Origin of the sequence: Sediminibacillus albus (assembly GCF_900101125.1) — a bacterium.
In the GTDB taxonomy this organism is placed as follows: domain Bacteria; phylum Bacillota; class Bacilli; order Bacillales; family Amphibacillaceae; genus Sediminibacillus; species Sediminibacillus albus.
In genome coordinates, this window is sequence record NZ_FNFL01000001.1 from 718,357 (window position 1) to 736,395 (window position 18,039).

At 42.2% G+C, this 18,039-nt stretch carries 18 protein-coding genes and 1 riboswitch; of the genes, 5 read left to right on the forward strand and 13 right to left on the reverse strand.

Going from position 1 to position 18,039, the window contains the following annotated elements; all coding sequences use genetic code 11:
• Window positions 1–2: 2 nt before the first annotated feature.
• Window positions 3–635 (reverse strand): arylformamidase, encoded by a 633-nt coding sequence (gene kynB, locus BLR93_RS03680; protein WP_093211326.1) that lies wholly within the window; start codon window positions 633–635, stop codon window positions 3–5.
• A complete protein-coding gene (gene kynU, locus BLR93_RS03685) occupies window positions 632–1,918 on the reverse strand; it encodes a kynureninase (protein WP_093212330.1) in 1,287 nt (428 codons plus the stop codon). The genes kynB and kynU overlap by 4 nt, the downstream gene beginning before the upstream one ends.
• A 477-nt stretch (window positions 1,919–2,395) precedes the next feature.
• Here kynU and BLR93_RS03690 point away from each other — a divergent pair, with 477 nt between their 5' ends.
• Window positions 2,396–2,863 (forward strand): BsuPI-related putative proteinase inhibitor, encoded by a 468-nt coding sequence (locus BLR93_RS03690; protein WP_093211328.1) that lies wholly within the window; start codon window positions 2,396–2,398, stop codon window positions 2,861–2,863.
• 48 nt (window positions 2,864–2,911) lie between these two features.
• Here the strand turns inward: BLR93_RS03690 and BLR93_RS03695 are convergent, their stop codons facing one another.
• The 6 genes from BLR93_RS03695 to BLR93_RS17885 form a co-directional block, all read right to left on the reverse strand.
• Window positions 2,912–3,469 (reverse strand): GNAT family N-acetyltransferase, encoded by a 558-nt coding sequence (locus tag BLR93_RS03695; protein WP_093212332.1) that lies wholly within the window; start codon window positions 3,467–3,469, stop codon window positions 2,912–2,914.
• A gap of 396 nt (window positions 3,470–3,865) precedes the next feature.
• Entirely contained in the window at window positions 3,866–4,426 is a 561-nt protein-coding gene (locus BLR93_RS03700; RefSeq protein ID WP_093211330.1) for a maltose acetyltransferase domain-containing protein, read from the reverse strand.
• A 167-nt stretch (window positions 4,427–4,593) separates the two neighbouring features.
• Entirely contained in the window at window positions 4,594–5,754 is a 1,161-nt protein-coding gene (locus tag BLR93_RS03705; RefSeq protein ID WP_245690048.1) for a M20 family metallopeptidase, read from the reverse strand.
• A 236-nt stretch (window positions 5,755–5,990) separates the two neighbouring features.
• Window positions 5,991–6,515 (reverse strand): HD domain-containing protein, encoded by a 525-nt coding sequence (locus tag BLR93_RS03710; RefSeq protein ID WP_093211332.1) that lies wholly within the window; start codon window positions 6,513–6,515, stop codon window positions 5,991–5,993.
• Between the two features lie 242 nt (window positions 6,516–6,757).
• A complete protein-coding gene (locus tag BLR93_RS03715) occupies window positions 6,758–7,690 on the reverse strand; it encodes an aldo/keto reductase (RefSeq protein WP_093211334.1) in 933 nt (310 codons plus the stop codon).
• A gap of 115 nt (window positions 7,691–7,805) precedes the next feature.
• The gene (locus BLR93_RS17885; protein ID WP_175559227.1) at window positions 7,806–7,964 is read right to left on the reverse strand and encodes a hypothetical protein; all 159 of its coding nucleotides are present in this window, start codon (window positions 7,962–7,964) and stop codon (window positions 7,806–7,808) included.
• 99 nt (window positions 7,965–8,063) lie between these two features.
• Between BLR93_RS17885 and BLR93_RS03720 the strand changes: the two genes are divergently transcribed.
• Window positions 8,064–9,032, forward strand: coding sequence for a LacI family DNA-binding transcriptional regulator (locus BLR93_RS03720; RefSeq protein WP_093211336.1), 969 nt, complete (start codon window positions 8,064–8,066; stop codon window positions 9,030–9,032).
• A 285-nt stretch (window positions 9,033–9,317) separates the two neighbouring features.
• Here the strand turns inward: BLR93_RS03720 and BLR93_RS03725 are convergent, their stop codons facing one another.
• Window positions 9,318–9,407: a putative holin-like toxin gene (locus tag BLR93_RS03725; RefSeq protein ID WP_245690077.1), complete on the reverse strand. Its 90-nt coding sequence runs from the start codon at window positions 9,405–9,407 to the stop codon at window positions 9,318–9,320.
• A 305-nt stretch (window positions 9,408–9,712) separates the two neighbouring features.
• On the opposite strand from BLR93_RS03725, the gene BLR93_RS03730 reads away from it, so the two are divergent.
• Window positions 9,713–11,134, forward strand: coding sequence for a Na+/H+ antiporter NhaC family protein (locus BLR93_RS03730; RefSeq protein WP_093211340.1), 1,422 nt, complete (start codon window positions 9,713–9,715; stop codon window positions 11,132–11,134).
• A gap of 54 nt (window positions 11,135–11,188) precedes the next feature.
• Here the strand turns inward: BLR93_RS03730 and BLR93_RS03735 are convergent, their stop codons facing one another.
• Window positions 11,189–11,665 (reverse strand): GyrI-like domain-containing protein, encoded by a 477-nt coding sequence (locus tag BLR93_RS03735; protein ID WP_093211342.1) that lies wholly within the window; start codon window positions 11,663–11,665, stop codon window positions 11,189–11,191.
• A 221-nt stretch (window positions 11,666–11,886) separates the two neighbouring features.
• Here BLR93_RS03735 and BLR93_RS03740 point away from each other — a divergent pair, with 221 nt between their 5' ends.
• On the forward strand, window positions 11,887–12,267 hold the full coding sequence (locus BLR93_RS03740; protein WP_139184383.1) for an SET domain-containing protein: 381 nt from the start codon (window positions 11,887–11,889) through the stop codon (window positions 12,265–12,267).
• A gap of 54 nt (window positions 12,268–12,321) precedes the next feature.
• Here BLR93_RS03740 and BLR93_RS03745 read toward each other — a convergent pair whose 3' ends face one another.
• Window positions 12,322–13,302 carry a ketoacyl-ACP synthase III gene (locus BLR93_RS03745; RefSeq protein WP_093211346.1) on the reverse strand — a complete coding sequence of 327 codons (981 nt, stop codon included), beginning with the start codon at window positions 13,300–13,302 and terminating at the stop codon, window positions 12,322–12,324.
• 72 nt (window positions 13,303–13,374) lie between these two features.
• Complete coding sequence (locus tag BLR93_RS03750; protein ID WP_093211348.1) at window positions 13,375–13,719, reverse strand: hypothetical protein; 345 nt, start codon at window positions 13,717–13,719, stop codon at window positions 13,375–13,377.
• Between the two features lie 116 nt (window positions 13,720–13,835).
• Window positions 13,836–13,924: riboswitch (cyclic di-GMP riboswitch) on the reverse strand.
• A gap of 620 nt (window positions 13,925–14,544) precedes the next feature.
• Here BLR93_RS03750 and BLR93_RS17695 point away from each other — a divergent pair.
• A complete protein-coding gene (locus tag BLR93_RS17695) occupies window positions 14,545–14,751 on the forward strand; it encodes a hypothetical protein (RefSeq protein ID WP_139184384.1) in 207 nt (68 codons plus the stop codon).
• On the opposite strand, the gene BLR93_RS03755 is transcribed toward BLR93_RS17695, so the two are convergent.
• On the reverse strand, window positions 14,738–17,935 hold the full coding sequence (locus BLR93_RS03755; protein ID WP_093211350.1) for a DEAD/DEAH box helicase: 3,198 nt from the start codon (window positions 17,933–17,935) through the stop codon (window positions 14,738–14,740). The two genes, BLR93_RS17695 and BLR93_RS03755, sit on opposite strands and share 14 nt — an antisense overlap.
• Window positions 17,936–18,039 lie beyond the last annotated feature (104 nt).

Genomic DNA, 18,039 nt, shown 5'->3' on the forward strand with positions numbered 1-18,039 from the left:
CCTTATAATCGCCGGATCACAGCACGGACCGGACTGCCATCCGCATCCTGAAGCGCCAGCGGCAGAGCAATCAGTTCATAATCTCCACAAGCGACTTGATCAAGCATTAAATTTTCAAGTATATGGATGCCTTCGGTATTTAACGCATGATGAACCTGAAGATCTTTGCTTTCTGCCGAATCAACGGAGGGCATATCAACACCAAGCAGCCGCACGCCTTTATCTGCCAAAAACGGCGCGATATTTGGATCAAGCACAGGCATTTCCCCTGGAAACCTTGTCGGATCATTCGGCAATGAAGTATGTAACAATAGCCGTTCAACTCGATCTATAGCAAATGAAGCTAGATATTCAGCATCAATGCTATTTTTTCCGGAGACGTCGATAATTTTTGCCGGCCCAATATAAATGGTTATATCTAAATCATTTACCTTTTTCCCCTTGTTATCAAAATGGAACGGAGCATCAATATGGGTGCCTGTGTGACAGCTGGAAGAAAACTGGCCTATATTAACAGAGCCCGTCTGGTCCTTGGAAAAAGTCAATTGATAAGAGAATGGTTCATCCCCAGGCCAATGGGCGATATCATTCGTCAGTGGCTGGGAAATATCAATCCATTCCTTGTTATCGTTCATGCCACCACTCCTCGTTTATTTTCATATTGTTTATACAGTTCTTTCTCCATAATGGTTTTTAATTTCTGAACGACGAGCCACACTTCTTCGAATGTGTTGTATAATGCTACAGGAGCTAGACGGATGCCTCTTGGCGCCCGAAAATCCGGAATCACTCCTGCATCCTTTAATGCCTTGCAAATTCGTACAGCCTCTTTATGCTCAATAAACACGTGGCCGCCGCGAGCCTGATGATCGGCTGGATTTGCCGCAGAAAACCCATAGCCCTCTAGTTCATGGGAGATAAGCTTTAATAAATAATCGGTAAGCTGCAAGGACTTTTCGCGGATACAGTCAATGCCAGCTTCTGAAAACATTTCCAGAGAACCAATCAGCGGTGCCATACTTAACACATGTGGTGTACCAATTTGATAGGCTCCCGCATCTACCGCCGGGGTAAGCTCATGCTCCATATCAAACTGCTTGTTTTTATCGGAACTAAACCATCCAGCTAGACCTGGCTCGTTGCCAAAGTGCCTGCGATGAACATAAAGGCCGCCTACACTTCCTGGACCGCCGTTCAAATGCTTGTAGGTACACCAAAAAGCGAAATCGACATTCCACTCACTTAACTTATGCGGCACAGCCCCAATCGAATGACATAAATCAAAACCAATCAGGATACCTCGTTTATGCGCTTCCGCGGTAAGCCGCTCAATGTCCAGAATCTGGCCGCTGCGATAAAGCACACTAGGCAAAACGATTAACGCCACGTCTTCTGTCATTCTGGCAATGATGTCACCTTCCTCAAGCATATTTCCATCCCTGCTTTTCACTTGTACCAGTTCTTCATCCGGAATAAGATTTTTTTGTTTTATCTGGCTTTTTAATGCATAGATATCCGAAGGAAAGTTCAATTCATCCGCTAATATTTTTGTTTTATCACCTTGGGGATGATAAAAGGACGAAACAAGCTGATGTAAATTCACTGTGGTCGACCCGCTAACCACCACTTCTTCCGGACTTGCACCAATTAATGGCGCTGTCTGCCTTGCCAATGATTCGGACAGGTAAAACCAAGGATGCTCCCCAGTTGTCCAGCCATCGATGCCATATCGCTTCCAAGACTCCACTAAATGATGCAAAGCAGCTTCTGCCCGTTTGGAAAGCAACCCTAATGAATTACCGTCAAAATAAATAACATCCTCTTTTATATAAAACTCCTGGCGAAAATGGCTTAAATTGTCCATTTGATCCTTCTGTAATGCATATTCCCGGCTCCATTGATCAATTTTCCCCTTCATAACGCCCCGCTCCTTTTTCAACATTCTGTCAATTTGACTATATATTTTCATACGTTGACTGTCAACGAGGCTTCTCTTCTCCTCCGCTGGGATAAACAATGCTTATGATTATATTTCACTAGTTCCAGGATGCTAGACAGTTCAATCCTTCAAGGCGACGCAGCGGTAAACATCGAGCTCTATATTCCCCACTTGAATATGCTAAAGCATTCAGCAACAGATACTGGGGATAGGAACAGACATGACCGTGCTGATTGGGTGGCTAAAATAAAATGATTTTTCGCCATACGCAGTCCCCTGGTCTCGAGCTTTCCAGAAGTCAAGGAAGTACTGCATTTTTTAATAACCAGGAAATATGATGTATGCTTCCTATAAAATTTGTCTATCCCTTTACTATTGAGTCTATATCTGTTGTGATTGGTGTAACATTATTTCCGTGGGCACGTCTAATTAACAAAAGTTACTGGAGGTCATGCGATGAAGAAGATATTGTTCCTGTCTTTGTTTTTTGTAATAATAGCAGCTGGATGCGGTACAGGGAATGACCCGAATGAGGAGGCAGAAGAAGTGAACGGAGATGGCAAAGGAATTAATGAAGGAGTAATAGCCGGAAGCCTTGAAGAGCAAAGCCCATTGACATACCAATACCGGGTAAGCAACCAGACGGAGAACGAAGTGAAGCACGAATTCTCCAGTTCTCAACGATTTGATTATTCAATAGCCGATTCATCAGGAGAACAGGTTTTCTTGCTTTCCAGTGTCACTTCCTACATTCAAGTGATGGGAGAAGAAATAATAGAACCGGGTGGAGAACTTGTTTATGATATTGATTTACAGGAACGGGATTTGCCTCCAGGCAAATATGTACTAACCGCCTGGCTGACCCCTACAGACGGAAAAAAGTACGAGGTAAAACAAGAGTTTACCGTCTCTGAAGGCGAATAGCAAGTCCGGATAAAGGCCTTCCACGCAAGCGGGAAGGCCTTTTGTTTATCACGTTTTCGCATAAATACATGTATCTGTAAGATGCTGTCCATCTGCTGACAAATCATCATTCCTTAATATCCCTTCTAACGCAAATTCTAACTTTTCTGGTATCGCACGGCTTTTTAAGTTTTTCGCCTCACACCTTATTTCTACTCTTTGGCACTTCAAATCGGACAAAGCAAACTGAGTCAATTTGTTAACTGCTTCTGTCATATAGCCATAGCCGCTATATGTGGTGTGAATCCAATATCCTATTTCGCATTTCGGAACATTCCAATCAATATTATGGAATCCGGATGATCCGATAAATGCGTTCGTCTCCTTATGAAATAACAGATATCGGAGGTTAACCCTATTTATAAAGCTACTATAAGCTTCTCGGCAGTTAATCTCTGAATCTTCAACTGTAGGGATTCTCTGGGCAAAGGGCATCCAAGGCCTTAATTCTTGGATAGACGCCTTGACTGCATCATTGACTGCCTTCCCATCCCCTGATTCAGGCCTTCTCAATAATAATCTTTCTGTTTCTAGTACAGCAGGAATTTCATATAAAATCGGATTCAAGTTTGGCCGCCTCCCTTCCATCATCTGTTGGTTCTCTTTAAAATAGCTTAAAACGAAAAAACTCCCGCCCCCCCAAGATTTCTAACATCTTGAGGACGAGAGTTATCACTAGCGCGGTACCACCTCAGTTTGCTGATACGTCACCGCACCAACCTTATCGGGTACATAGCATACCCTGTCCCTATAACGGGAGAACCCGTCTTGCAGCTTTGCAAAGCACTGCAAACAAGCTCCAAGCCTTTCTTCATTAAGGTGGTTGCTGCTCCATTTCAGCAGCAGGAGCTCTCTGCAAACAACCATTCCTTAACTACTCTTCTCTTCATCGCCGGATTATTAATTTTTACTATAATAAGAAATATTTTCTGAATTGTCAATCGCTTATTTACTTGCGGGAAACTATCGATCAATTTCTTTCAGGACCTTTGCCGGGTTACCGCCCACCACTACATTTTCTGGTACATCCTTGACCACGACAGCACCAGAGGCGATTACCACATTGTTGCCAATCGTAACCCCTGGATTAATGATCGACCTGCCGCCAATCCAAACGTTATCTCCAATAGTTACAGGTTTGCCGAATTCTGCACCGGAATTCCGTTCTACCGGATTGATCGGGTGTGTAGCAGTGTATATATGTACTCCCGGTGCCAGCATACAATTATCACCTATTCGCACTTCGCAAGCATCTAAAATAGTACAGTCGAAATTGGCATAGAAGTTTTCCCCTATGTGTATGTTATAGCCATAATCGCAGCGGAAGACGGGTTCCACGAATAGCTTGCCGCCGGTCGATCCAAATAGTTCCTTTAAAAGTTTGGTACGCTGTACTGTTTCTGTTTCTCTCGTTTGATTAAATTGTCTAGTTAGCTGGCGGGCATATTTACGTTCATCTGCCAATTGCGGGTCCCCGGCAAAATATAGGTTACCATTAATCATTTTTTCTTTTTCTGTCGGCATATACGCACTTCCTTTTATAGTAGTAATAAGAATTGCAATGCTTTTAGCACCGTTTGATGATTTCCTATATCAATTAACATACGTTAAAAAGCTGGAAGTAGCAATAGTCATTCCTCTTCCAGCTTTAATATCCTGCCGATCATAACGACAATAGCTGCATCCTCCTGTTATTGTTCTTTGTTACGGTTATTTGTCAATAACTCAATCGATCTTGCCAATAAGGCTGTCCGTTTAGGGAATGTCTTTAAATCAACGTATTCCTCTGTCAAGCTATGGGAAAACTCTCCTAATGGCCCCATGCCATCTACGGTTGGAACTCCTTCATCTGCTGTATAGGCAGCATCGGAAGCCCCTCCGGTACTTTCGTCTTTAACGGACATTCCCAATTCTTTTCCGGCAGCTCTAATCACCTCGAGAAGTTTTTCTGTTTCTTCCGTTTTTTCCATCGGCGGCTGAGCCATGCCGCCTTCTATTTTTGTAGAAGTACCTTCGACAATATCCTGATCAGCAATATCCGATATTTCCTTGGTGACTTCCTTCGCCTGCTGTTTATCCTTCACTCTTACATCTACTTTAGCATCTGCATCAGGGGGAACCGTGTTACTGGACGTTCCGCCATTAAAAAGTCCGACGTTGACAGACAAACCTTCTTCATAATTATTTAAATCCTGTAACTTGATGACTTTGTGGGAAAGTTCGTTAATCGCACTTCTACCCAGTTCCGGCTCCACCCCTGCATGGGCGCCTTTGCCTTCTACTTCAAGATCGAATCTGCCCACACCCTTGCGTTGCGAAACAACCGCATCCCCGGGGCGGCCCGATTCCACCACAAGGGAAAAGTGTTTATTATTGGCTGCTTTTTTAATTAATGGCTTGGAAGTAGGCGATCCTATTTCTTCATCACTATTAAAAATGACATGGACATTTTTATATGCATGCGATCCACTTTCTTTCAACGCTTTTAGCGCATAAAGAACAGATACGTGGCTCGCTTTTTCATCACTCACTCCAGGTCCATAAGCTTTGTCGTCTATTATTTCAAATGGCCGTTCTTGTGCCGTTCCAGCCGGAAACACTGTATCCATATGGGCGACAATCAGGATTTTAGGATCACTTCCCCTATCTGCCTTCACTTCCAAATTATTTCCGTGTTCTTTTTCCCTGTGAATGTGTACATACATGCCTAGCTCTTCAAACTTATCTTTGAGAAGGTTGCCAATCGAGTCAACACCTTTTTTATCATAGGTGTTACTATCCGTATTAACGAGTTGCTCAAGCATATCTTTCATTTCCGGCATCTGTGCTTCCAGACGTTTTTCTAAATCCATAACCTTAAAAAAACCTCCTTATCGTCTTCTACTCTACCTATTCCCACTTGTGGAACAATGACACCTGAAATATCGACAGAAGGAATGGTTAAAAAGAACCCCATTGCAAAAAGCACCCATGCAAAGTATTAGGTGCTAATTCACATTTTACTCACTGGGTGTATCGGATTAGTTTCCTGCAGAAAAACAACAGGGGAGATAAGAAGAGGAGGAACTGCTCGTGTTACCGAAGATAGTTAGGTATTTAGCTTTTCAGGCAAACGATCAATCTTCCTGTCAAGCGCTTCAATTAACGCAAGCTCTTTTTTCCTGTCAATATTGCGGTAGTGATGCGAATCTCCTGGTTGTTTATCCTTCTCATCGGCTAAATGGATCACCTTTTGCAGTGCTTTTAATTCAAATTCTCCTTCTGGAAGAGCGGACTCGGTATGAAATAAGACCGCATGGGCAATTTCCTTGGCGGCCTGCTTATCTTCTCCCAGCCGGACCAACAATTTATGTGCCCGCTCAGCTCCTTTAATCGGATGGATATCGTAGGCACGGTACAATTGATAATCCCACTCGCCATCTTTATACCATTGATAATGCCCAATATCATGCAGGAAACCTGCTTTCGCAGCCCAATCAGAATTTACGTTATACGCTCCGGCTAGATGGAAGGCATGGTAGGCAACGGAAATAGCATGAGCCATTCCTGATCTTCTGACGTATTTTTGAGTAATTGGATGTTGATAAATCTTTTTCATAGTGACTGTTCTCATCATGATGCCTCCTCTTCTGTTAGTTTTACAGTTAAATTATCGATATATTATCACCGATTTATGGCAAAAGCAATAACTTGGTAATCAATGGTGACAAACTATTTTTATTAACGACTCCGTTGTTACATCGTTAACCGTAATACTTTTTATTGAATTTTGTATACCCATTTCCCGCCAGCTCCAATCGTAACGCAAAATAATAAAAGAATGCGGCTCAGTTGCCGCATTCCTTAAAAGCTCATTTAGCTAAAAATTTGGTCAATTGCTTGGATCTCCTTATCTGTCAGAGAGACGTCCAGTGTTTTTAAGTTATTAAGCACTTGCTCTGAATTTTTAGCCCCTGGAATGATAGCATCGATAGCTTCCCTTGTTAGATACCAGGCAAGCACGACATGAGCAACTTCTACATGCTTAGCCTCAGCGATTTTCCGGACTTGCTCCACTTTTTCAAGGTTTTTTGCAAATGCATCTCCTTGAAAATGCGGCATATCTTTACGCAAATCATTAAATACCGTATCCTTTGTATATTTACCTGCAAGTAAGCCGGACGCAAGCGGGAAATAAGGAATAAACGAAATGTTTTGCGCTGCTGTATATGGCAGTAACTCTTTCTCTGCCTCTCGCTGCAGCAAGTTATATTGGCCCTGATACACATCGACATAACCGTCTTTATTTGCTTCCTTTAACTGGTCCATAGAGAAATTGGAAACACCGATGGATTTAATTTTCCCTTCGTCCTTCAACTGCTTCAAGGCACCGACAGCTTCATCCTTTGGAGTATCTTTATCCGGGAAATGGATGTAAAATAAATCGATATAATCGGTCTGCAGCCGTTTCAAGCTGCTTTCCACCGCTTGTTTTAAAAAGGCGGGTGAATTATCCATTACTGTCTCTCCGCCGGCAAATTTATGGGCGCCCTTTGTAGCAAGAACGACTTCACTGCGTTTTCCGGTTTCTTCGAGAACCTCTCCAATTAATTCCTCTGAACGTTCCGGACCATAGATGAATGCTGTATCCAACAAGGTGATTCCATTGTCTATCGCTGTCCGGACCAGATCCTTGCCTGCCTTTTCATCAAGATTAGGATACAAATTATGCCCGCCGACAGCATTGGTACCAAGCCCAATCGGATGAACAGAAATACTTGATTTTCCTAATTTCGTTTTCTTTTCCATACACTACCAACTCCTCTCTATTTAGTTAGTATCATTACATATCAAGGGATTAATTTAAACTAGAAAGCTCTACTCGATTAGATCCATTCCTCAGAAAAGTCATTATAAGCTCGCATTAGTCAGTTCTGCCTCTGTCATCCTTTGTTGGTCCGCCATTCCAATCAAAAAACTCGTCGATATCCATGAGGAAAACTGCTTTGTCTTTGATTACAAGTTTTGCTATGATAATTTCACATCCACATAAACCGATTAGTACTAGAAAACCGCTTAACATCCTGTCTTCACACTCCTTCTTTTTGTTAAGAAGAAAGTAATCTATGAAACGCGTTTCAGGTCAAGACAGATATTTCATTACTGGAAAGGATACACAAAAATGGCCAACATTCGTGAGATTGCAAAGCTTGCCGGTGTCTCTGTAGCAACAGTTTCAAGAGTACTCAACAATCACCCCTATGTCAGGGAAGAGAAACGCCATGCTGTACAGCAAGCGATGGATTCATTGGATTATCGAAGGAATCTTACAGCGATTCACTTATCGAAAGGCACTACCAATTTGATTGGAGTAGTGCTTCCGTCCATCGATATCCCCTACTTCAGTAATATCATAGAAGGGATTGCCGAAGAAGGCTTGCAGCATAATCTGCAGCTTGTCCTCGTGCAAACAAACTATGAAATTTCAAAAGAATTGGATGCACTCGAGCTGCTGCGCGGCAATTTAATCGATGGCTTAATTTTTACTTCCCGTGCTGTTTCACTGGACATTATTAAACAATACAATGGGAATGGCCCTGTAGTATTATGCGAAGATTCCGATCAACTGGAGTTCCCCTCCATAAGTATTCCTCATGAGCAAGCTTTCCAAAGGGGATTGGACTATCTCATTTCCAAGGGCCACTCCCGTATTGCCTACACCTTAGGAAGAAAAACAGGTGCAAACAGCCAGAAACGAACAACAGCTTACCAGGCGATAATGAAAAAAATAAATGAACCAATAAGAGACGATTGGGTTTTCGACAAATGCCTTACCATCACTGATGGCAGGCAAATCATCCATAAATATAACCGATTGAAGGAAAAACCGACCGCTTTCCTGGCCACCAACGACCAAGTAGCCGCCGGCCTGATTTTCGGTGCTCAAAATGATGGGTTAACGGTGCCTTATGATATCGCTGTTTTAAGTTTTGACAACCAGCCAATCTCCGAAGTGATGAATATTTCAACTATTGATATTCCAATCAAGGAGATCGGAAGGAAAGCGGTTCAAACATTGGTGGAAGGAAAGTCCGCGAAAAAGCAGAAAATATCTCTTCCTTTCCAGCTAATTGAGCGAAAAACTGTCTAAAAGAAGATGCCCAGGCCGCTGTATAATAGAGAAGGTTTGCTTGTTTGCGACGATGGATGAGCCTGGCAGTATAGCTTTCAGTAAAATGGGCGGCCAAATCCAAAACACTTGATTGTTCTGCTTTTACATTTCAGAAAAATCGGGTATAATAAAACTAAATCAAAATAAAACTAAAACAGACCACAGCAGCCACTGTGGTCTGTAGATAAGCGGTTCCCCCAGAGGGATCGGCTATCATAGTGCGATAGACCTCTCCTAGTTTACTTGTTGGGCAAATAGGGAGGTCTATTTTTTATTGATCAGCGAAACGATCAATGCAAGCAATGCAATCAAGAAGGTACCAAAACCAATGAGTACCATAAAACTCTCATACATGCTCAAAGGCATCACCCCCTTTCACGGGGTTAGCCGACCCACCCTAAAAGAACATTATCTACATCAATTATAGCATATTCTTACTTATAAACGAACGGACATTCGGACCATTTCTTGTCCTCCTCCTGCCTGCAAAACTTTCCCTTGTTTTTTCAAAATAAAATCATCTTTGAAACCCAAAAGATTTTTACTGACAGGCTTTTGATACCGATAACACGCAACCACATGAGACGTTCATTAATTCGGCAAATTGTATGATGCCTTCAAAAGCGGGAAATATAGGAGTGACTTAAGGAGGTTTGGGTTTGGAACATTTATGGCTTTCTGTTATTCCGTTTTTGATAGTCATCAGCCTGTCGATTTGGCTGAAAAAAATATTGCCTGGTCTTGTATTGGGGATTTTAGTTGGTTCGTTCATTGTAGAAACAGGACTGTTAAGCGGTTCCCGGCTAACGGTCGAATATATGGTTACTACCCTTACCGATGAAACGAATATTAAAATCATCGGATTTTTATATCTGTTTGGCGGGCTTGTTGGAATGATGACAATATCAGGGGGGATTAAAGGGTTTTCCGAGTGGATTGGAACGAAAGTAAAATCGCAACGCGGATTGTTAGGCTTAATTTGGTTAACGCTGCCCTTCACTTTTATGATGCCGATGTTCCGGATAATGATGATCGGCCCAGTCGTCAAATCATTAATGGCAAGGTTGAATATTTCCAAGCAAAAGGTCGGCTTTACGATGGATGTTTCCACCTCCTCTGTGATTGTCCTGCTCCCAGTGGCTACGGCATTTGTCGGTTTCATGGTATCGCTTGTCGCTAATGGCATTAACAAACACGGATTATCCTTGACTCCCTATAGCGTTTTTTTAATGAGCATCCCGTTTAACTTCTATGCGATTATTATGCTGTTATTAGGACTGGCAAGAACCTTTTGGACTTCCAGGAATAAGGAAATAGAACCAAATAACGGTGGCGCCAGCATCGAGGATGAACAACACCCCTATCACCGGCTTGGGGTAAAACAAGAGTTAAGCATGGTAAAAGCACAGCCTTGGAACTTAATCGTCCCTTTGTTTCTGCTGCTCGGGCTTTCTTTATACTTATTATGGCAGGATGGGATGGACCAAGGAGCGACGACCGTGTTTGCCGCCTTTTCAGAGGCAGATGCTACATTTGTAATGCTGCTGGCTGTTTTTATGACACTTGTACTGACGTTTATTTTTTATATTTTCCGTAAACAGCCAGTCAATGAAGTTCTATACCACTTTATTGATGGAGGCAATCAAATGATGCAGGCAATCATTTTGCTTGTATTAGTTTGGGCATTGTCTTTAACAGCAGAAGACTTAGGTTTTTCTGAATTTATAAGCTCTACATTAGGAGGCTTTCTGCCGGCATTCACAGTACCGGCAATTCTCTTCGTTTTAGGCTGCGTTGTTGGTTATTTTATTGGTTCCTCCTGGGGAACTTGGGGTCTGTTCATGCCTTTAGGATTTACATTAGCCACAGCAACGGATGCATCAATAATCATGACTGTCGGGGCTGTGTTTGCTGGCGGATCATTCGGAGCGATGACTTCACCATTGGGCGATACAACGATAACGACAGCCTCCATTTTGGAAATGCCCTTAGTTGATTATGCACGCTATAAGTTGAAATTTTGTGCGGTTGGAGCGGCCATTGCGACGGCATTGTACATCATCAGCGGGTTGATTGTTTAATCCGCACTATCCTTATACACCGGTGAGATATTTCAGGAAAATCCCTGTAACCCGTTATTTTTTTATTACTGGAATCAATATTTCGAAATGGGGATCCTGTGCATCACGCTCAGCCGGATATCTTTCATGTTTGATAGGCAGATTATCGAAATACTCTCCCCCGTCCTCTGTATAGGTTTGGTACTCGCTCGCTTCCAGCTCTTGATAAGTTCGGCTAATATCTTGTCCTTTTCTGTGCTGCGTCTTTAAATAAGTCATTGACGGAACATATACTTCAATCATCCCATCAGGCAGCTTCTGTTCCTCGCTCACTTGATACAGAGAAAAATGGACGAAACCATCCAGCCTGGTATGATAGGATAAGCCCAATTGAATGTCTGGCTCAACAGCATATCTTAACTCTGAAACTCTCAAACTCATCCGGTTAATCATCTGTTTAAGCTCAGTGATTTCCGTGTATGGCCCCTCCCATTTTAATCCGATGGCGCGATAGGCGGGAGCCTGCACAATTTGATAATCGAATGAACGCATGTTTATATCTCTCCTTATTATTTATCAATGCAAATCTTTATGATTCGATTTAGCTTTCTACAACCTTGCTGGGTATTCCTGCTTCCCCCCCTTGTTTATTTCATTCTGCTCCTGGGAAATAAATAGAAAAACTTTAAATATGAAGTTGAAACGATTGCTTTATTTCTTGATAACTGGCATTCTGGAGAGATAAATAAAAAAAGACCGCGGAGGTGACATATTTGATTGAGATTAAAACTTCTGCACTTAGTGACGGAGAATTCAATAGAGGGGTATTCGCTACACGTGATATCGCCAAAGGGGAGCTCATCCATGAGGCTCCAGTGATTCCCTATCCTAATGACCAGCATGAATTGATCGAACAAACAATCCTTGATGATTATGTGTTTGAATATGGTAAAAACCATACAGCCGTGGTGCTTGGATATGGAATGCTGTTCAACCATTCCTATACACCGAATGCTGATTATGATATTAATTTCTCAAAACACACCTTTGACTACTTTGCTTATACCGATATAAAAGCGGGTGAGGAAATCCTGATCAACTATAATGGCGATGTAGATAACGAGGATCCCCTTTGGTTTAATATGGAAAAATAAAAGAACGACCCTCGCATCTACGTCCGAGGGCCGTTCTTATTTTCCTTAGATGAACTAATATTTTATCAACATCGCAATAAGCTGGTATCCTGCACCAATCGTCCAAAATAATACGTGATCACCACGCTGGATTCTTCCAGTTTCTATTCCCTCATGTAAAGCGAGAAATGGACTGCTTGTCCCCGTATATCCAAATTTGTCTCCTACATAAATAATTTGGTTATCCTTTATATTAAGCTCATCTTGGATTTTCAAGATATTGGCAAGGGAGAACTGGGAAAAACAATATGCTTTAATTTCATCTGCAGGGATATTGTTTCTCTGCAGAATCGTTTCCAGCATAGCAAAAGTTGGCGGCATAGCAATATCGCCATCGAAAGGAAGCCATTTAATATAACTATCTTCTTTCTGCTTCATGTTCGATAATCCATTCCCAGGATACATAATTTTATCACGATTGACGGAATCAGTGAAATAGACGGCATCTATAAAACCAGTTTCTTCTTCTGTTTTTTCCAGGATGACTGCGGCTGCTGCATCCCCATAATTTGCATAGGTGATTTCATCTTCCGGATTGCTGATAAGCGAGTTATAATCCGAACCGACAATTAATGCCGTATTCACATGAATATTCGATTTCATATAGTGACTTGCTTGCTCAACTGCGACAGTCATCCCTGCGCAATTCGCATTCGAATCAAGAATAATCGTATCATGATCCGCTTCAATGGCATCATGGATAAACATAGCATTCGCTGGAAATGTGGTCTCAGGGACTTGAGTGGAAAATACAATCATATCAATTTCCTCCCCCGTTAATTCAAGCTTTTCCAGCACGCGTTTCGCAGCTGTGATTCCCATCGTCAAGCCATTTTCCCCATCGTTATCGATGATATACCTTCGCCCTCTTCCCATATGTTCGAGAAAACGTTCAATATTTTTACCCCTTTTAGAAAAGTGATCTAGGTAGAATTGATTATCAACAGATGTCGCCGGGTGGTAGATGTCTACTCCCTTTATTCTAATATTACTCACTCGTCATTCCCCTTTTTTATTTCTGATAGTTAACATGAAAAAAAGGCTTTTGCCAAGCCTTTTCATTCTTTATTATGCAACTTCTGCTACTTCTGAATTGGTTAAGCCAGCACTTTTTGCTATTCTGTTTAACTGCATCTTCAAAACAGGATTTTTCTTAATTGTGAAGACAACTTTATTGAATCCAGACTCATTGTACATTTTGAAGGAATTTTCCAGACTCGGAACCATATCTTTGGTCAGCAGATCCATTGAAGTACAATCGACATCCAACGTATAGGAGCTGGCATCGATAGAATTTACTTTTTTCTGATAATCAGTTACAAAGTTCTTTACGTCTTCTGAAGAAAAAGAACCTTTAACCTCCATTTCAATTGTCTTGCTAGAACTAACAACGTTAATAGTGTACTTAGTCATACGTATTCCCCCTGATTTTTTAAACGCTGCATAGGCAGCTTATATTTTATAGAAAAGAAAAAAGCCCACACGGATAGCTGTGGGCTTAAAATCTTTTATAACGAGTATAAAATGATTCCTGCAACCCGACTATCATAGCTAAGAGACCAGCCTTAGATTCGTAGTTTTGCGTCCTTGTTTTTCAACAAGTTTGCCAAAATTATGTAATTATATAGTATCATAAGCTCCCTGGTTTTAGAAGTGCTTTTTCGACAAATTTTGCTAAAAAATCAAAAAATGAAATTTTTGTGAACCTTTCAATTTCCTTTCAGTCACTCGCTTTAAGGTATATCAGCGGAAGTATTTATCATACTTATCAATCGAATCCGGATGTAAACCGGTGTTTTGCTGGGCTTCTCTTTGCATCGATTGATTACAGCTTTAACACACATAACGTGCTTCAGGATTTTTCTTGATTCTTAAACTGGCTGTCAGAATAATCAACGCGAATTCCCCATAAAAATGAGGTTGGGATAAAAGGATAATGGCCAAAACAAAAATCGAACGATGATTCGAAATCTCTAACATTCGAACTCGTTCGATTTTTGCTTTTCTCCTATTTAAGATAACCCTAGGACACAGTTGAAGCGTTCCTGTCCTCAAAGCAAAAACAGCTTCTTCCGGGGCCTTCAGACTCGTGCTGTTCTCACTGGATTCTATGTATTCTGCCTGCGCTGATACGGCTTTTCTTACTACCTTGCATAACCACCGAGGCCTTTCATCCCGCAGGAGTCTCCGTGGATTTCCTCCGCTGAAAGTCTACGAACGGTTTTCAGCAGTCCACAAATGCTTCTGATTTACTTGAGAGCGCGGTGTACTAGCGCTTATCCGATAAACGCTAGTACGGAATCATCTGCTGTTCCATCGTTATTTTATATCTATGGCGTCATCAATCGAATGCTTGAAGATGGCCTTGTAAACCTTCGTGCTGTTAACGTTCAGTTTTTGCAAGTGGATTTATATGATGGTTCCATTTCAGCTAATTTTCATTGATCATTAATAATTCGCGAATATCTGACTCGGTGAGTACGGAAGCTTTATCGTCCTCCGAATCAATCACTTCTTCGATCAGAAGCCGTTTCTTCTCTTGCAGTTCATTCATTTTTTCTTCAACCGTTCCTTGTGCTGTCAGCTTAATGACCTTGACAGCACGTTTTTGGCCAATCCGGTAAGCCCTGTCAGCAGCCTGCTCCTCGACGGCTGGATTCCACCAGCTGTCATACATGATTACCGTGTCGGCACCAGTTAAATTTAACCCGGTGCCCCCAGCCTTTAAGGAAATTAGCAGCAGCTGGCGTTCCCCGCCATTAAATCGATCGCATATTTCCACTCTTTCTTCTGAAGGGGTTTGGCCATCAAGGTAAAAGTAAGCAAGCTGCTTGTCCGTTAAATGTCTCCCTATGAGATCAAGCATTTTGGTGAATTGCGAAAAAATCAACACCCTTCTGCCGGAAAGCATAGCTTCCTCCACCAGCTGCATTAATTGCTCGAATTTCGCCGAACTGCCTTGATAATTATCGACAAACAAGCCTGGATGGCAGCAAATCTGGCGCAGCCGGGTTAAACCTGCTAATATGCGAATTTTATTCTTTCGGAAAGTTTGCTTATCCAAATGCTTAAGCGTGTCATGACGCAGCTTTGCAAGATAGGCCGCATACAACCTTTTCTGTTCCGGAAGCAGCTCTGTCGATACAATTGTTTCGCTTTTTTGCGGGAGTTCTTTGAGTACATCCGTTTTCAGCCTGCGCAGGATAAATGGACGGGATCTCCGGGAAATTGCTTTGTTGGTAAGATTGCTGTATTGCTGTAAACCTAAAAAAAGCTCGGGAAAAATAACATGAAAAATCGCCCAAAGTTCCACAAGTGAATTTTCCACCGGTGTTCCTGTAAGAGCAAAGCGATGGCTGGCTTGAATTTTTTTAACGGCTCTTGCCGTTTGAGTTACTGGATTTTTAAAGGCTTGGGCTTCATCAAAGAACACCGTATGAAAGGAAACCTTTTGAAAACTGGGGATATCCCTGCGCAATATTGGATAAGAAGTGATAATCACATCTTTTCCAGTAATCAATTGAAGCTGGTTGATCCGTTTTTCTTTGGCGCCGTCTATCACAAGTGTCTGAAGATCTGGCGCAAATTTCTCCAGCTCTTTCACCCAATTGTAGGTGACAGACGATGGACAAACAATTAGTACCGGCTGCTGCTTTTCACGAATTGCGGACACCTCTGACAAAATATAAGCGATGCTTTGCACGGTTTTTCCCAGTCCCATATCATCAGCCAAAATCCCGCCAAAACCGTAGCTGGCCAGCGTCTTCAGCCATTGAAAACCATGGATTTGATAATCTCTCAATATTCCCGCAAGACTCTCAGGCACCGTAAACGCAGACTGTGCAGGCTGGCAGATATCCTTCCAAAACTGGCGGAATGAATCCTCGGCAAGGAGAATATCGCTCGTATCCACGGAATCAAGTATGTCAAGGCTTTGCTCAACAGGGACACGCAGTCCGTTTTCCAGATCACCATTGTGTACAGGAAGGTTGTGAAGAAAACGGTGTATCTCCAGATATTCCTTTGTCTCCAAGGATAGGAGCGATCCCGATCGTAAACGGTAATATTTGCGCTTTTCCTCTAACGCTTCCAGCAAGCCGCGGATGTCTTCATGTGGAATCCCATCCAGATTGAATTTGAATTCTAACCAATTGGTCCGTTCTTTACTCACTCTCACCCTGATTTTCGGAAAAACATTTTCCTTAACGAGCCGTGTTCTTATCGCTGTTGTTGTGTAAATGTGTGTCAGCTTTTGCAGTTTGGGAACCATGTAATACAAAAAGTCATATTCGAGTTCTTCATTGTGCATAAAGTAGCCGCTCTCCGACTTGGTAAACAAACTATCTTCCATCAGCCTTAGAATCTGTTCCTCTTTTTCTATATCTCTAAAAACCACTGGTTTCGAAGTTGCTTCGCTAATCTCCAAGGGGTTGATAACGATCTTTCCGTAGTGAAACTCCAGTCCTGCAAGTAAACGGTTTTTCACACGGTCGAGAAACAACTTAGCTTCCAACGGTGTCTTCTCAAACTGTTGCTCGAAACCTTCCGAAATAGTTACTTTTCCTAAATTTTTTAAACCGGGTACCACTTTCTCGAGAAAAAAATTGATTTGCTCGGGAGCAATCGGTATTTCATCTCTGCCGGTTGCATCAAGCATTCTCTTTAACTCCTCTAAACGCTTAACATCATGGCTATCCACCAAGGTAATTTTTCCATCATGAATGACAGTATTGTAAGCAGCCATCACAACCGCCCGGTCCAGTCCGGTAATTTTTAAGCTATAGCCTTTTCCCTTTGTTTCCAACAGGTCAAATTGCAAAGGCAGGATGTCCTTCGAAACATGTATCCCCTGGTAAATTTGCTTCTGATCGTCCAAATTCGCATAAGCAGTGTGCTGCAGCAAAGGTAAAAGCTTTTCCCAGGCTGATGGCGGGATTACTAATATATTGTTGCCGCCGCGCTCCATTGCATTTGTTGCCACTGACTGATAGTCAATGATCTCAGTAAGCAGCTGAACAACCGCATCTGTTTCTTTGGCAAAGCAGTGTACATTCAAATCAAACGTGACCTTAGAGGTAAGGCTAACCGGAACATTTTCTTTCACCCGCTGAAGAAATATCTGGATGTCATCGACCTTGGCTCCATTTATCTCGGCATCCATTCCGAACATCAAGCCTTGTCCGTGTCTATTGATCACTCTACAGGTGAACACAGCCTCCACCACTTCCCTGTCCTCAAAATGGGACTGATGGCCGCTCGTTCGTTTCCTGTTTTCCTGGAAAAGCGATAATAAGTCATTAGACAGCTCCCGGTTAGCGGAAGCATGCAGGGCCAGATTGTTGCCTGAGCGCTGCCATCCATACAAAGCCAATAACACAGCAGCGATATGCTGGCAGTCCTTTGTAATACCTGCCAAAGCTGGACAGCTGCACATCGATTGAAGGTCTCCATTGGCATCTGTTTTAATGACAACATGAAAATCTTCTTTTCCAGCAACTGTCGCTTCACATCCCCCAGGGCCATATTGCTCGAAAGTGACTTTATTCGCACGGTAAAAAGCATCTCCGCTTTTAAAGGAAACAGTACCACACCTATCTTTTATCAACTTTTCATTAAGTATTATATTCAAATACTGCCCCTCCTCTTTTCGCATTATCAAGGGCTATGTGTATTAATTTTACCATTACAAAAAACTTACTGACCCAATTTTACGTTAAACGATACTCATAGACA